Source organism: Thalassolituus alkanivorans, from assembly GCF_020447205.1.
GTDB lineage: Bacteria > Pseudomonadota > Gammaproteobacteria > Pseudomonadales > Oceanobacteraceae > Venatoribacter > Venatoribacter alkanivorans.
On record NZ_JAJAEL010000011.1, the window covers coordinates 68,016 to 82,468 of the forward strand.

Sequence of the window (14,453 nt, forward strand, 5' to 3'; positions counted from 1 at the left end):
GTTAGCGCATACCGGTAATGCGTGTATTTTTTCAGGAGAACACCATGTCTGTATCCCGCACCGGCATTTTGCCTTGCTGTGCCCTGCTTAGCCTGTCCGCTATTCTGCCCGCTCCACTGTGGGCCGCCGATTCTGCCAATGCATTTAATCCGGCTATTGGCCTGATTCTGAATGGCACACTCGGCCACTTTTCCCGTGAACCCGATGACTACGCCATCGCCGGTCTGCCCTTAGGCGGAGAAAGCGAACCCGGCAGCCAGGGCTTTGCGCTGGGCGAGTCGGAATTAAACATCAGCGCCAATATTGATCCCGACTGGTTCGGTGCCATTACCGTCGCGCTCGGTGATGAAACCGAAGTAGAAAACGCCTACGTGCAAACCAGCCCGGCAGACGGCCTGACCTTCCGCGGCGGACGCTTCTTCTCCGGCATCGGTTATCTCAACGAACAACATGCCCACACCTGGGACTTTGCCGATACTGCGCTGGCGTACCGTGCCTTGCTGGGCACGCAATATAAAGACGACGGCGTACAGTTACGCTGGCTGGCACCGACCGAGCTGTACACCGAAGTCGGCGCGGAATGGTTTAACGGCAGTGCTTATCCGGCCGGCGGCAGTGCGAGCAAGGGTCAGGGGGCCTGGTCGGTATTTGTGCACAGCGGTGGCGATATTGGCCAGAGCAGCAGCTGGCGCGCCGGTCTGTCGTACCTGAATGCCAATGCCGATGCGCGTGAAAGCGGCGACGAAGATAACCCGGATCTGTTCAGCGGCAGCAGTAAGGTCGCCATTGCCGATTTCGTGTGGAAATGGTCACCCGGCGGCAACGCCTATAACCGCAGCGTTAAAGTGCAGGGCGAGTACCTGCTGAGTAAAAACGACGGTGACTTTACCCCCGCAGGTGGCAGCGAACTGCCCTACTCGGCCACACCCAAAGGCTGGTATCTGCAGGCAATTTATCAGTTTACCCACGGCTGGCGTGCCGGTGTGCGCCACGATCAGCTCGACGCTGGCCAGAATGATGCCGCCTTTGCCGGCACCATGCTCGACGCGCAAAACCATACCCCACAACGCAACAGCCTGATGCTGGATTACAGCAACAGCGAGTTCAGCCGTCTGCGTCTGCAATACAACCGCGATGAGTCTCAGCCACAGATCGATCATCAGTGGCTGCTGCAATACACCATGAGCCTCGGCGCCCACGGCGCGCACCGTTTTTAAGGAGAGCGTGATGAAAAAAATATTACACAAAGCACGCGCTGTTCTGCTGCCGTTACTGCTTGTTGGTGGCTGCAGCACTGCACAGGCTGCAGCGCTGAATATCTTCGCTTGCGAGCCGGAATGGGGCGCACTGGCGCAGGAGCTGGGCGGTGATAACGTTGAGGTGTTCACCGCTACCACCGCCTTACAGGACCCGCATCATATTCAGGCGCGACCGAGTCTGATTGCGAAGATGCGCAAAGCCGACCTGCTGATCTGCACCGGCTCCGAGCTGGAAAGCGGCTGGCTGCCTCTGCTGCTGCGCCAGTCCGGTAACAGCAAGGTGCAACCGGGCAAGCCCGGCTATTTTGAAGCCACCCGTTTTGTCGAAACCCTGGATAAACCGCAAATCATCGACCGCTCACAAGGCGATGTGCATCCCGGTGGTAATCCTCACATTCAGACCAGCCCGCACAATATCAGCAAGGTTGCCGCAGCTCTGCTGCCACTGTTGCAACAGCTGGATGCTGACAACAGCGCCGCCTATCAGCAGCGCGCCGATGATTTCGGCCAACGCTGGCAAGCCGCCATGCAGCGCTGGGAAACAAAAGCAGCACCCTTGCGCGGTGTTGCCATTGTGGTACACCACCGCAGCTGGAGTTATCTGCAACAGTGGCTGGGGCTGAACGAAGTAGCCACGCTGGAGCCGAAACCCGGCGTGCCCGCCAGCGCCGGGCATCTGGCGGAGGTATTGCAACAGCTGGATGCCCAACCGGCCAGAATGATCATCCGCGCGGCTTATCAGGATGGCCGTGCTGACGAATGGCTGGCGGATAAAACCGGCCTTCCGGCCATTGCCCTGCCCTTTACCGTGGGTGGCAGTGAACAGGCGCAGGATCTGTTCAGCCTCTACGACGACACCATTTCACGCCTGCTGGCTGGGCTCACACCATGAACCTGTTCAGCACGCTGGATTTATCGATCATTGCCCCGGCGTTTCTCGCCGGGCTGCTGGTGCTGACCACCCACATACCACTGGGCCGTCAGGTTCTCAGCCGCGGCATTATTTTCCTTGATCTGGCCATCGCCCAGATTGCCGGTCTCGGCGTTATCGTTGCTTACAGTCTGGGCTGGGAAGCCGGTGGCTGGCAGGTTCAGCTGATTGCCATGGCTGCCGCCTTGGCCGGTGCACTGTTGTTGTATGCCACCGAGACGCTGTGGGAAGACAATCAGGAAGCCATTATTGGCTGCGCCTTTGTACTCGCCGCCAGCGCCGGCATTCTGGTACTGAGCAGCAATCCGCACGGCGGTGAAGCGTTAAAAGACCTGCTTGCCGGGCAGATTCTGTGGGTCAGCTACAGCCAGCTGATCCCGGTGGCCATTATTTATGCGGCGGTACTGGCGCTGTGGTTCGGGCTTGGGGCTGGCCTGAGAGTTGTCCGTGACAAACAACAGAGCCCGCTGCTGTTTTATTCCCTGTTTGCCATCAGTGTGACCACCTCGGTGCAGCTGGTTGGTGTCTATCTGGTGTTTGCCAGCCTGATTATGCCGGCACTTGCCGTACAGAAAGTCCGCCAGCATCCGCTGCTGCGTGCTTACGTTACCGGGGCCTGTGCTTATGCCGCCGGGCTGATGCTGTCGGCGCTGTGGGATCTGCCGTCAGGAGCAACCATTGTCTGCACCATGGCACTGGTTTGTGGTCTCAGCGCTGCCGTGGCAAATGGTAAACTTAAGGCATCGCAGGATGCCGCCGTTCCACTGTAAAAAGCCGTTCCATTGTAAAAAGTTGCTCTGGCCGCCGGCAAACCATGCGGTGGCCTTGCTGGTCAGTCACAACCAGCCAAACATTCACTCAGACACCCCTCTTCCGCTTATGAATATCAAAGCCTTTGCCGAACAAACCGGGGTTTCTGCCCATACCCTGCGCTATTACGAAAAAATCGGCTTGTTACAGGTACAGCGTAACCAGAGTGGCCACCGGGTATTCAGCAATAAAGATCTGGAATGGATCACCTTTATTCTGCGTCTTAAAGACACCGGTATGCCGCTGCAGCACATTATTGAATACGCAGAATTCCGCGCACAGGGCGACAGCACATTGGCTGAACGCCAGCAGTTACTGCAACAGCACCACGATATTCTGCAGGCAAGAATTGCCCGTGAACTGGAGCATCTGCAGGTTCTGGATAACAAAATCGGTTATTACCGTCAGCTAACCGGCAAGGTCTGAAATCCGCTTGACTTAGAGTTAACTCAAAGCCCTAACCTGCTTTCTCTTTAACTCATAGGAAGCAGAAATATGACCAGCGTACGCTTTGAACAGGGACTGAAAAAACTCAGCGAAATTGATGGTGAAGCCGGGCATAAGGTGATCGACAGCCTGCAGGATATTTGTCCGGATCTGGCGCGCTACACCATCGAATACCCTTTTGCAGATATCTACTCCCGTCCGGGGCTGGATCTTAAATCGCGCGAAATAGCCACCGTTGCCGCGCTCACGGCGCTCGGTAACTGCCAGCCGCAACTGAAGGTGCACTTACAGGCCGCACTGAATGTTGGTTGCAGCGCCGATGAAATCAAAGAAGTGATTTTACAGATGTCGGTTTATGCCGGCTTTCCGGCGGCACTGAATGCCATGTTTGCATTTAAAGAAGTACTGCAGGAACGTGGCCTGCTGTAGTTTAGAGCCCCGCTTAGGAAAATAAACCGCCGTCAGCGTCCTGCTGACGGCGAATCCAATCAATCAACTGCGAACACTTTCCCGCTGCTGTTTTTTCACCTTTTTCAACGCCATCTGTTGTTTAACCGGCGACAGATAATCAATAAATAATTTGCCTTTTAAATGATCCATTTCGTGCTGTATGACAACCGCCAGAAAATCATCGCTTTCAATCGTGATGGCCTTACCATCACGATCCAGCGCCGACACCGTTACCGAGGTAAAACGCTCAACATCGGCATAATAGCCGGGCACCGATAAACAACCTTCCTGACCGGCTTCTTTATGTTCGCCGCGGATAATTTCCGGATTAATCAGCACCAGCGGCTCATTACGTTCTTCAGAAAGATCAATCACCAGCAAGGCTTCACGGCGCCCCACCTGAGTCGCGGCCAGGCCAATGCCATCGTCAGTGGCGTACAGGGTGTCGAACATATCGTCGATCAGCGTCTGTACGCTGCGGATATCGGTTACCGGACGGGCAACTTCCCGCAGGCGTGGGTCAGGTGCTTGTAATACGGTTAAAACAGCCATAAAAAATAGGGGTTCCTGTCAGGTTTCAGCGGCCGTTAAGGCCAGCCATTGCGCGGATTGTATCCCGTAGACGGCATGATCCACTACCCGGCCATTAAGGTTTTCACTGTTGCGGATAATGCCTTCAAGGGTCATATGCAGACGTTCACATAATGCACGGCTCGGTTCATTCTCTGCGGCAGCCGATATCTGCACCTTATGCAGCTTCAGCCGATTAAAAGCATCATCAATAAGATAGTCGACCGCCGTTGTCATAATCCCCCGCCCCTGATATTCCTTGCTCAGCCAGTAGCCTATTTCTGCTTTACCAAGGTTTCGGCAAATACTGTTGTAGCTGACATTGCCCACCACAACGCCCTGATACAACACCGCGCACGTCATCGATTTACCATCGGCATAATCATGCAGAGCGCCACGGATAAAGCGCAGGAAAAATTCTTCCGAATCGGCGTGGGGCGGCCAGGCAAGCCACTCTGAAAGCAAGCCACTCCGAAAGATAGTCGCGCTCAGCCTCAACAATCGCCAGATAGCGGCCGGCGAACGACGGCTGAACCAGAGCCAGGCTGACTGACTCATTAATATCAAGCGTAAACATAATGATTCCCTGTACCTGTAGCCTGAACAAATCCTAAAACGACGATCCCGGCTGCTGTAGAAATTCCAGCTCTTCTGCCGTTGATTCACGCCCCAGCAAGGCATTGCGGTGCGGATAGCGGCCAAAGCGCGCAATAATATCGCGGTGGCGGTGTTCAAAGTTAAGGTTATCTTCCAGCCCCGGACGGGCAAACAGACGCAGCGCTTCATCGTGAATCAGCAGCGATTCGCTGTGCATATAAGGCATATACAGAAACAGGCATTCGCTCACCGCCAGACCCGCATCAGCGTCTGCCGCCACCGCTTCCTGTGCCAGCACCAGTGCTAACGGATCAGCGGCAAAGGCACGCCCGCTGTCGCGGTAGATATTGCGTGAAAACTGGTCGAGCACAATGATTTCAGCCAGCCGTCCGCGCGCACTGACACGCCAGTGATACAGTTCAGCGGCACAGGCCGCGGCATGCACTGCGCCAAAGCGGCGCTCAATCTCCCGGTCCAGCTGCGGGTCTTTCACCCACCACTGTTTGGGGCTCAGTTCGCTGAACCAGAAGTCCAGTACGGTCTGTTCATTGATATTGTCTGTATCCATGATTTTTCTCCTGAATGTCCGGGCGGCTGGCGGACTCTCCCCTGGCTTTCACCCAGCCTCAAACCAGACGGTGAAATCATCCCAATGCGGCGCAAAAACGCCTCAGATGCTCGTTTTTTGCACGAAAAACACGTATAGTCGCGCCCTTTCGTAAAACCCTTCTTCTATCAGGATTGACCCGTGATCTCCACCGCTAATATCACCATGCAGTTTGGTGCCAAGCCTCTGTTTGAAAACATCTCCGTCAAGTTTGGTGACGGTAATCGCTATGGCCTGATCGGCGCCAACGGCTGCGGTAAATCCACCTTTATGAAAATTCTGGACGGTTCTCTGGAGCCGACCGCCGGTAATGTCAGCATTACGCCGAACGAGCGTCTGGGCAAGCTGAGCCAGGATCAGTTCGCCTTTGAACAGTATCGCGTTATCGACACCGTGATGATGGGTAACAAAGAGCTGTGGGCCGTTAAGGAAGAGCGTGATGCGATTTACGCCAACCTGGAAGCGACCGAAGACGACTATATGCGTGCCGCCGAGCTGGAAGGTGAGTTCGCTGAGATGGGTGGCTACACCGCCGAATCCCGTGCCGGTGAGCTGCTGCTGGGCGCCGGTATCGCAACCGAACTGCATGAAGGTCCGATGAGCGAAGTGGCTCCGGGCTGGAAGCTGCGTGTATTGCTGGCGCAGGCGCTGTTCTCTAACCCGGACATCCTGCTGCTCGACGAACCGACCAACAACCTGGATATCAACACCATCCGCTGGCTGGAAGGTATCCTCAATGACATGAAGTGCACCATCATCATCATCTCGCACGACCGTCACTTCCTGAACTCCGTCTGTACCCATATGGCCGACATCGACTACGGCGATATCCGCATTTATCCGGGTAACTACGATGACTTTATGATTGCCTCCACCGCCGCGCGCGAACGTATGCAATCAGAAAACGCCAAGAAGAAAGCGCAGATTGCTGAACTGCAGCAGTTCGTATCGCGCTTCTCGGCCAACGCCTCCAAAGCCAAGCAGGCCACCAGCCGCGCCAAGCAGATGGACAAGATCAAGCTGGACGATATCAAACCGTCTACCCGTCAGAACCCGTTTATCCGCTTTACTCAGGAAAAGAAACTGCACCGTCTGGCGCTGGAAGTGGAAGGCCTGAGCCACGGTTATGAAGGCGATGAGCTGCTGTTCAAAAACACCAACCTGATGGTTGAAGCCGGCGAGAAGATTGCGGTTATCGGTGCTAACGGCGCGGGTAAAACCACCTTCCTCAAGTGTCTGGTGAACGACCTGACACCGAAGTCCGGCACCATTAAGTGGGCGGAAAACGCGAACCTGGGTTACTACGCGCAGGATCACGAATACGAATTCGCCGAAAACATGGATCTGTTTGCCTGGATGGAACGCTGGAAGACCACCGAGCACGATGATCAGGCGGTACGTGCAACTCTGGGTCGTCTGCTGTTTAACCAGGACGATATCAAGAAGTCAGTGAAAGTCTGTTCCGGTGGTGAAAAAGGCCGTCTGCTGTTCGGTAAGCTGATGATGCACAACCACAACGTGCTGATCATGGACGAACCGACCAACCACATGGATATGGAATCCATCGAATCGCTGAACGCGGCGCTGGAAATGTTCGAAGGTACGCTGATTTTCGTGTCTCACGACCGTGAGTTCGTATCCTCGCTGGCGACCCGCATTATCGAAATCCGCGATCATGAGATCGTCGACTTCCACGGTACTTATGATGAGTACCTGAAGTCTCAGGGCGTGGAATAAGCGCCGGTTTTACCACGCGATACGCTGCATCAGTTCTGATGCAGCGTCATCAGACATTCAGGAAATAACCGCTCTGGTCTTTCCTGAATACTCTCGCCAGACGCAGTTATTCCCGACAGCCTTCAATAAGGTACAGCCATCAGCGTAATGCTGTTCAATTAACGTTTTAAATCATTTTGAAACGCCCAATGCCTCCCAGGGGAACTTATCCCCTTGCCGGCGGCCGACCCCAGCTTCGCGCTTTGCAGGCCTTTTTCCTCCATCCAGACCAACTCGGTCACGGCAACGCGGATAATGGGCCATCCATGGCCCTATCCGCTCGCTCTGCATCCATGCAGAGACGTACCGGCTCAGTGCTCTTCATTCCGGCGTCCTGCAGGCGCATTGATTATTCCTCCAAGCGGCTTTTCAGAACGGACATTATTGTTCGATAAAAACGACGTTGCGACTGGGATAAACCGCGCCTCTGGGCCCGCCGCAGAAACCGCTGATATGTCTGGTCTGTCCGCAGGGATGCGGACAAGCGGCTCCGGCCAGGGATGGCCGATGAGGCGCGCGGCCAGTAAAGATCAAGGTTTCAAGGATCACGGGCCAGAAAGCGCAAAGCAGGGGCCCGGGGAGAAGTTCCCCGGATTGGGGCGCAGGGGCTTGCCCCGCAAAGGCTGTTCACATGCAGTCAGCGCTGGCTGGTTATTTAATTGAGCAGTAATACGGCCATCAACCCTAATTACTGCAACACATGCTTAACCGGCTGCAGCAATGGCGGCGGGGTTTCACCCAGCGACTCAGCAATGGATATCTCGTTAATCCGGCACAGGGCATCCAGCGGCAGGTCGTTGGCGGCGCAGCCAAAAGGCTCTTCCATTTCTTCGGACAGCACATCCAGACCAAAGAAGGTGTAGGCCACGATGACGGTAAACAGCGCCGCATACCATCCCAGTGATGGCACCAGACCAAAGGGCAGTAAATAACAGTACAGGTAAGCGGTACGGTGGGTCAGCAGCGTGTAGGCAAACGGCAGCGGCGTGGTGGCAATGCGCTCACTGGCGGCCTGCACCGCAGCTAAGCGGGTTAAATGCTCGTCCAGAATCCGCAGACCCACCGCATCGATATGCTGCTGGCGGTACAGTTCACCAATAATCCGCCCGGCGCGGCGCAGGCAATATTCCGCCGGATTCTGGTGGCTGAATACGCGTTCGATATCCTCATTACTTAACCAGGGTTTCAGCTCTTTGCGGCTGTCCTGCTTACGCAATGAGCCGCGCAGCGCATGGCAATGTGCAGCACACCAGTGCAGTAAATCGTGGCGCAATTGTCCGGCCGCCGAATGTTCGGCCTGCAGATCCAGCAGGGTTTCGCTGGAGCGTGCCAGACTGCGGATTTCGTACACCATCGCGCCCCACTGCTTGCGCGCTTCCCACCAGCGCTCATAAGAGGCGTTATTACGGAAACCGAGAAAAATCGACAGCGCCACACCGAGCAGAGTAAATGGCGCAAGAGAAAACTCAGGAACACTCAGCCAGCGCAGTTCATGCAGCGCACTGACCGCGGCGGCAAATAATCCGACCGCCAGCAGGTGCGGAAAAATGCGCGGCACAACCGAACCACGAATCACAAACAGCAGCGCAATGGCATTGGGACGTGGACGGACAATCATAAAACAGCCTTTTTAAAGGCAGGACTTAACGTCCTGCGGGTTTACCAATAACAACCGAGATCAAAGCAACAGCGCCCAGCGCCCAGCAATAGGTAACCGCACTGACCAGCTGCAGCGGTGATAGCCCCGCCAGCGAGGCGGCCAGCAGCATCTGCGCACCGTAAGGAATAATGCCCTGCACCACACAAGAGGCAATATCCATCAGACTGGCGCTGCGCTTGGGGTCTACGCCGTAGCGCTCGGCAATATCTTTCGCCAGGCTGCCGGAAATAATAATGGCTACTGTATTGTTGGCGGTACAGAGGTTGGCCAGCGCCACCGACGAGATAATACTGAATTCACCGGCGCGGCGGTGATCTTTCGGAGCACTGCCTTTACGGCTCAGGCGATCAATAAAAGCACCGATCCAGGCAAGGCCGCCACCGGCTTTCATCAGTGCCGCCAGGCCACCGATAAAAATCGACAGAATCATAATTTCCTGCATGCTGCCGTAACCGGCGTAAATATCCTTCGCCCAGTTCGCCAGATGATAATCCTCTACCCGGACCAGGCCGATCACACCGGCCAGAACAATACCGGCGAACAGCACCAGTAAAACATTCAGACCGCTGAGCGCTAACCCCAGCACGGCGATATAAGGCAGCACCAGCCAGAGGTCATAACCCCTCACCTGCTGCGCCTCGCTGGCCGCGCCCTGATAAGCCAGCCATAACAGGGTGATGATCGCCGCCGGTAAGGCAATCTTGAAATTCATGCGGAATTTATCGCGCATTTCACAACCCTGGGTGCGGGTTGCGGCAATGGTGGTATCGGAAATAATCGACAGGTTATCGCCAAACATCGCACCGCCCATCACCGTACCGATGGTCAGTACCGTCGATAATTCCGTGGCCTCGCTGATGCCCACCGCAATGGGGGCAATGGCTGCAATGGTGCCCATGGAAGTACCCATGGAGGTCGCGATAAAAGCAGTCATCACAAACAGACCGGGCAACACCAGCGGCGCCGGAATCAGGCTGAGCCCAAAGTTCACCGTCGCATCCACGCCACCGATGGCCTTGGCCACACTGGCAAAACCACCGGCCAGCAGGAAAATAAGCACCATGGTAATCAGGGTGTTATCGGCACAGCCGCGAATCAGGGCATCGACGCGCTGATTCAGCGTGCCACGGGCCAGCAACAGAGCCAGCAGAATGGCCGGCAGAATCGCCACCGGGGCCGGCACCTGATAAAAGGCAAAGTCCACCCCGGCCTGCTGATAATAAAGACCGCCACCGATAAACAGCGCCAGAAACAAACCAATCGGCAACAAAGCCAGCGCGGATGGGGCCACAGCAGCCGCTGAAGAAGTGGCCGATGAAGAAGACGCCACAGCGCCAGATTCAGAAGAAGTGTTAAGACTCACGGGAGCAGTCCTGCCAGCAGATGAAAGCCGGGCATTGTAAAGGAAGCACCCGCTATCCCTAAGAACAAATAATTATGAGGGCATAACTGACCGGATTCGCTCCGGATGCCTGAGCAAATAAGCAGCGCTCAGACGCCCTGCAGAGTCACCAGTAAGCGCCACGGTCGCGACTGGCCAGACCCCGTTGCGTGAATAGATGCAGAAGGCTGTATTCGGCTTTAGCTGCGAAATCAACACAATCATTGATTTCGCAATTTAATACGGTATCTATTTGCCCACTCTCTTAGCCAGTTCTTCACCGGAGTCAAAAAGTGTCAAACCGTCCGCCGAAATGGTTAACGTGCCTGTAATAGAATTGTTCCCCTGTGTTATGCCGCCATCATCATCACTTTCATTAATAAGCGTCGCTTGGAATGCACCCGTTGATGCATTCCAGCTGTAGGTACCATATTCACCTGAGGCAACAATAGAGCCGGATTGCTTGGTATGGCCATTAAAATAGCGACCATCTGCTGTAAACACGAGGACGTTATAGTCAGTTGGATCATCCGATGGCTCATGCAGCCACCCGCCCACGATGCCTGAGGTCGCTGACCTAACTTTAGAAATTTCTAATACACCACCTTCATCAGTTGGAATACTGCTATCATTTAGTTCCACAGGGACTTCTTTAACTTTAGGTGCTTCGCCCGTTATTCCCCCTTCACCATCGCTATCGTCGATGGTTGTAACCGTTATACTGCCTGCTGCCAGGTTCCAGGTGTAGGTTCCGTATTCACCAGAAACGGGATTGATAATCTGCTCTGCTTCTGCAGCTTCGGGATTGACTGGCTCATTATTTTTGGTATGACCGACATAATAGCGACCGTCCTCCATATACCATACGACGTTATAATCCGTGTTATCGCCGGGGTTATCGAGCAACCAGGCGCCTGCCAGGTCATTACTCAACTGATCTTCAAAATGTTCGGTCGCGGCCTCTACCGAAACCAGCCCTGTAACGGGAACAGCCTGACCACCGTCGGTGACCAACGCCACGACCGCATCATTTTGTGCAAAATCGTCTGTTGGCACAGAAAAATCCACCGCTTGAGTAGCCGCAGCCGTAGCGTCTGCTGAAATGGTAATGCCGTTTTCTGGATTACCGTCTGCATCCAGGGTTTGCAGTAAACGAAGCATGTTTGTTACTTCATTCTCTTTCTGCTCGGGCGTTGCTGCATCTGCTGCTAAATCGATTGGCGTTACCGTTTTACTCGCCGGACCGGAAGGGAGTTGTACTTGGCCAATGCTAAACGTGATGGTTTCACCCTCAACGAAGCGAAACTCACCGTCCGCATTGGTGGTGCCAGTTTGAGTCTCTGTGTTGTAGGTCATGCCAGCCACAGGACTATCCAGGAAAACACCAGTCAGTACCGTTGGCGTACGCGAGTCACCATCATCTGAGCCGCCACCAGACCCTCCACCGCATGCAGCTAATGCCGCCACACACACGAACACAACTATTTTGTTTATAGGCAGGTTTTTCATAAGTAGCCCTTACTTCCTCATTGTTTGTTCCGTCAATACCACTTTACGGGCTCTAGGTTACGCCAACAATACATGTTAAACAGAAGATTGATGCACTGGATAGCACTGCAACTCTCCCCAGATCGATACCACCCATTACTAGCCTCTGGCAATATGAGCAAGCACGAATGATCAGCGAGCCTGATTTGCGTATAGCACGAAAATATACGGTATATCGTTCGACCGATTCTTTATATACGGGGCTTCGTGGACGAATCGCTGATACCTGCAACAAAGCCGCCACTCATTGCTGAGCAGCGGCTTTCTTTACAGGCCATTTGGTGGGCAGTGCCCACCCTACATATCAGAGTGAATGTGCGGCTGATTCCGTCGCGGATAAAATCCGCTCCCACAATTCGGCGTTTGTTTTATATCCGGCGTTGCGGCTGAATTCATGCACCTGCTCAATCGAGCGCTATCGCGGGCATGGCCCGCTCCTACAATTCGGTGTTTGGTTTATATCCGGCGTTGCGGCTGAATGTATGCGCCTGCAGAACGCCGGTTTGAATAATACTGCGCCGGTACGCCCCGGCATGGATACCGGGCGAGCGAATAGGGCCATGGATGGCCCATTATTCGCGTTACCGAGATCGCAGAATTATTCAGAGCGGATTAAGTCCTGCACAGCGCGAAGCAGGCCGATTGTGTGCTCCTGCACAATCTGCATTTCCGCCATCCATGGCGGTCAGGAGTAAGCGCCCGACCGGCGTGAGGGGTAAGACCCCTCAAAGAGGTCATAGGGCCGGGCGGCAGCCAAAAAGCCAGCCCGCGCAGCGGCTACAACTCTGAACACAACGCCTTTCAACACCAACAAAAACGGCTGCCGAAGCAGCCGTCTTATATCCTCTCAGGCGGCAGGCACACTACGCAGAGCGTAGTAGCGAGCCTGTCAGCACCTTACCGGCACTCAACGCATCGGCGGCATACCACCACCGAACGGACCACCGCCACCCATCGGACCACCGCCACCCATCGGGCCGCCTGGTCCACCCATACCGCCCATGGCACGCATCATTTTGCGCATGCCGCCTTTGGCGGTCACTTTTTTCATCATTTTCTGCATCTGTGAATGCTGTTTCAGTACGCGGTTAACATCCTGAATCTGGGTGCCGGAACCGGCGGCAATACGCTTTTTACGCGAGCCGTTGATTTTGTCCGGAAAACGGCGCTCTTCACGGGTCATGGAATAGATAATGGATTCCATTTGTTTGAAGGACTTTTCTGCCGCATCGGTCTGCTTGGCCATCTGCCCCATATTGCCCATGCCCGGTAATTTATCGAGCATGGAGGTCAGGCCGCCCATGTTTTTCATCTGCTGAATCTGGTCGAGGAAATCTTCCAAATCAAAGCCTTTACCGGTTTTGATCTTTTTCGCCAGTTTTTCGGCTTTCTGTTTATCGATGGTACGTTCGGCTTCTTCCACCAAAGTGAGGATGTCACCCAGGTCGAGAATACGGGAGGCGACACGATCCGGATGGAAAGGCTCCAGCGCATCGGTTTTCTCGCCCATACCCATAAACTTGATCGGCTTACCGGTAATATGACGCACCGACAGCGCAGCACCACCACGGGCATCACCGTCAGCCTTGGTCAGAATCACACCGGTTAACGGCAGCGCTTCGTTAAAGGCTTTGGCGGTATTGGCAGCATCCTGACCGGTCATGGCGTCAACCACGAACAGGGTCTCCACCGGATTAATACCGGCGTGCAGCGCCTTGATTTCGGCCATCATTTCTTCGTCAACGGCGAGACGACCAGCGGTATCCACCAGCAGCACATCGGCATGGGCACGCTTGGCGGCATCGATAGCACCGCGGGCAATATCCAGCGGTTTCTGATCCGGTGACGACGGATGGAACAAGGCACCGACATCGTTGGCCAGGGTTTCCAGCTGTTTGATCGCTGCCGGACGGTAAACGTCGGCAGAAACCACCATCACCTTTTTCTTTTCGCGCTCAGCCAAAAATTTGGCCAGCTTGCCCACGGTGGTGGTTTTACCGGCACCCTGCAGACCCGCCATCAGCACGATTGCTGGCGGCTGAACCGACAAATTCAGCTTTTCGTTGGCATCGCCCATGACCTTCTGTAATTCGTCATGAACAATTTTCAGGAACACCTGGCCCGGATTCAGGCTCTTAAGCACCTCGGTGCCGATGGCGCGCTCTTTTACCTGTTCGGTAAAGGCTTTTACCACCGGCAACGCCACGTCGGCTTCCAGCAGCGCCATACGCACTTCGCGTACGGTGCTTTTAATATTTTCTTCCGTCAGCTTGGCCTGGCCGGTAATGCTTTTAAGGGCATTCCCCAGGCGGTCGGTAAGGCTCTCAAACATCGCGATGACTCGTACCCAGATACAAAACAGCCGGCAGTATACCCCGGCAAAGCGCAGGCCCCAAACTCCGTACCTGCCGGCACAG

General features: G+C 54.9%; 13 protein-coding genes. 6 read left to right on the forward strand and 7 right to left on the reverse strand.

The window, feature by feature from the left end:
• Window positions 1-44 precede the first annotated feature (44 nt).
• The 5 genes from LGT44_RS06970 to LGT44_RS06990 all read left to right on the forward strand — a co-directional run bounded on the left by LGT44_RS06970 (window position 45) and on the right by LGT44_RS06990 (window position 3,876).
• Complete coding sequence (locus LGT44_RS06970) at window positions 45-1,217, forward strand: hypothetical protein (protein WP_145469241.1); 1,173 nt, start codon at window positions 45-47, stop codon at window positions 1,215-1,217.
• Between the two features lie 10 nt (window positions 1,218-1,227).
• Entirely contained in the window at window positions 1,228-2,151 is a 924-nt protein-coding gene (locus tag LGT44_RS06975) for a metal ABC transporter substrate-binding protein (RefSeq protein WP_230330807.1), read from the forward strand.
• On the forward strand, window positions 2,148-2,960 hold the full coding sequence (locus tag LGT44_RS06980) for a metal ABC transporter permease (protein ID WP_230330808.1): 813 nt from the start codon (window positions 2,148-2,150) through the stop codon (window positions 2,958-2,960). Before LGT44_RS06975 ends, LGT44_RS06980 begins: the two co-directional genes overlap by 4 nt.
• 109 nt (window positions 2,961-3,069) lie before the next feature.
• Complete coding sequence (locus tag LGT44_RS06985) at window positions 3,070-3,426, forward strand: MerR family transcriptional regulator (protein ID WP_230330809.1); 357 nt, start codon at window positions 3,070-3,072, stop codon at window positions 3,424-3,426.
• 69 nt (window positions 3,427-3,495) lie between these two features.
• Complete coding sequence (locus LGT44_RS06990) at window positions 3,496-3,876, forward strand: carboxymuconolactone decarboxylase family protein (protein WP_230330810.1); 381 nt, start codon at window positions 3,496-3,498, stop codon at window positions 3,874-3,876.
• 63 nt (window positions 3,877-3,939) lie between these two features.
• On the opposite strand, the gene def is transcribed toward LGT44_RS06990, so the two are convergent.
• The 3 genes from def to LGT44_RS07005 form a co-directional block, all read right to left on the reverse strand.
• On the reverse strand, window positions 3,940-4,449 hold the full coding sequence (gene def / locus LGT44_RS06995) for a peptide deformylase (RefSeq protein WP_230330811.1): 510 nt from the start codon (window positions 4,447-4,449) through the stop codon (window positions 3,940-3,942).
• A gap of 18 nt (window positions 4,450-4,467) precedes the next feature.
• Window positions 4,468-4,932: a GNAT family N-acetyltransferase gene (locus LGT44_RS07000; RefSeq protein WP_456243404.1), complete on the reverse strand. Its 465-nt coding sequence runs from the start codon at window positions 4,930-4,932 to the stop codon at window positions 4,468-4,470.
• 145 nt (window positions 4,933-5,077) lie between these two features.
• The gene (locus tag LGT44_RS07005; protein ID WP_230330813.1) at window positions 5,078-5,632 is read right to left on the reverse strand and encodes a DUF924 family protein; all 555 of its coding nucleotides are present in this window, start codon (window positions 5,630-5,632) and stop codon (window positions 5,078-5,080) included.
• A 180-nt stretch (window positions 5,633-5,812) separates the two neighbouring features.
• Here LGT44_RS07005 and LGT44_RS07010 point away from each other — a divergent pair, with 180 nt between their 5' ends.
• The gene (locus LGT44_RS07010; protein ID WP_230330814.1) at window positions 5,813-7,408 is read left to right on the forward strand and encodes an ABC-F family ATPase; all 1,596 of its coding nucleotides are present in this window, start codon (window positions 5,813-5,815) and stop codon (window positions 7,406-7,408) included.
• Between the two features lie 727 nt (window positions 7,409-8,135).
• Here LGT44_RS07010 and LGT44_RS07015 read toward each other — a convergent pair.
• The 4 genes from LGT44_RS07015 to ffh form a co-directional block, all read right to left on the reverse strand.
• Complete coding sequence (locus LGT44_RS07015; protein WP_230333543.1) at window positions 8,136-9,065, reverse strand: bestrophin family protein; 930 nt, start codon at window positions 9,063-9,065, stop codon at window positions 8,136-8,138.
• A gap of 25 nt (window positions 9,066-9,090) precedes the next feature.
• Window positions 9,091-10,398, reverse strand: coding sequence for a Na+/H+ antiporter NhaC family protein (locus LGT44_RS07020; protein ID WP_230333556.1), 1,308 nt, complete (start codon window positions 10,396-10,398; stop codon window positions 9,091-9,093).
• Window positions 10,399-10,737: 339 nt separating this feature from the next.
• Window positions 10,738-11,997 (reverse strand): hypothetical protein, encoded by a 1,260-nt coding sequence (locus LGT44_RS07025; RefSeq protein ID WP_230333545.1) that lies wholly within the window; start codon window positions 11,995-11,997, stop codon window positions 10,738-10,740.
• 946 nt (window positions 11,998-12,943) lie between these two features.
• Window positions 12,944-14,368: a signal recognition particle protein gene (ffh, locus tag LGT44_RS07030; RefSeq protein ID WP_230331148.1), complete on the reverse strand. Its 1,425-nt coding sequence runs from the start codon at window positions 14,366-14,368 to the stop codon at window positions 12,944-12,946.
• Between the last annotated feature and the right edge of the window lie 85 nt (window positions 14,369-14,453).

Coding starts and splice junctions, on each gene's coding strand:
- LGT44_RS06970 (WP_145469241.1), top strand. CDS start 45: ATGTCTGTATCCCGCACCGGCATTTTGCCTTGCTGTGCCCTGCTTAGC.
- LGT44_RS06975 (WP_230330807.1), top strand. CDS start 1,228: ATGAAAAAAATATTACACAAAGCACGCGCTGTTCTGCTGCCGTTACTG.
- LGT44_RS06980 (WP_230330808.1), top strand. CDS start 2,148: ATGAACCTGTTCAGCACGCTGGATTTATCGATCATTGCCCCGGCGTTT.
- LGT44_RS06985 (WP_230330809.1), top strand. CDS start 3,070: ATGAATATCAAAGCCTTTGCCGAACAAACCGGGGTTTCTGCCCATACC.
- LGT44_RS06990 (WP_230330810.1), top strand. CDS start 3,496: ATGACCAGCGTACGCTTTGAACAGGGACTGAAAAAACTCAGCGAAATT.
- def (WP_230330811.1), bottom strand. CDS start 4,449: ATGGCTGTTTTAACCGTATTACAAGCACCTGACCCACGCCTGCGGGAA.
- LGT44_RS07005 (WP_230330813.1), bottom strand. CDS start 5,632: ATGGATACAGACAATATCAATGAACAGACCGTACTGGACTTCTGGTTC.
- LGT44_RS07015 (WP_230333543.1), bottom strand. CDS start 9,065: ATGATTGTCCGTCCACGTCCCAATGCCATTGCGCTGCTGTTTGTGATT.
- LGT44_RS07025 (WP_230333545.1), bottom strand. CDS start 11,997: ATGAAAAACCTGCCTATAAACAAAATAGTTGTGTTCGTGTGTGTGGCG.
- ffh (WP_230331148.1), bottom strand. CDS start 14,368: ATGTTTGAGAGCCTTACCGACCGCCTGGGGAATGCCCTTAAAAGCATT.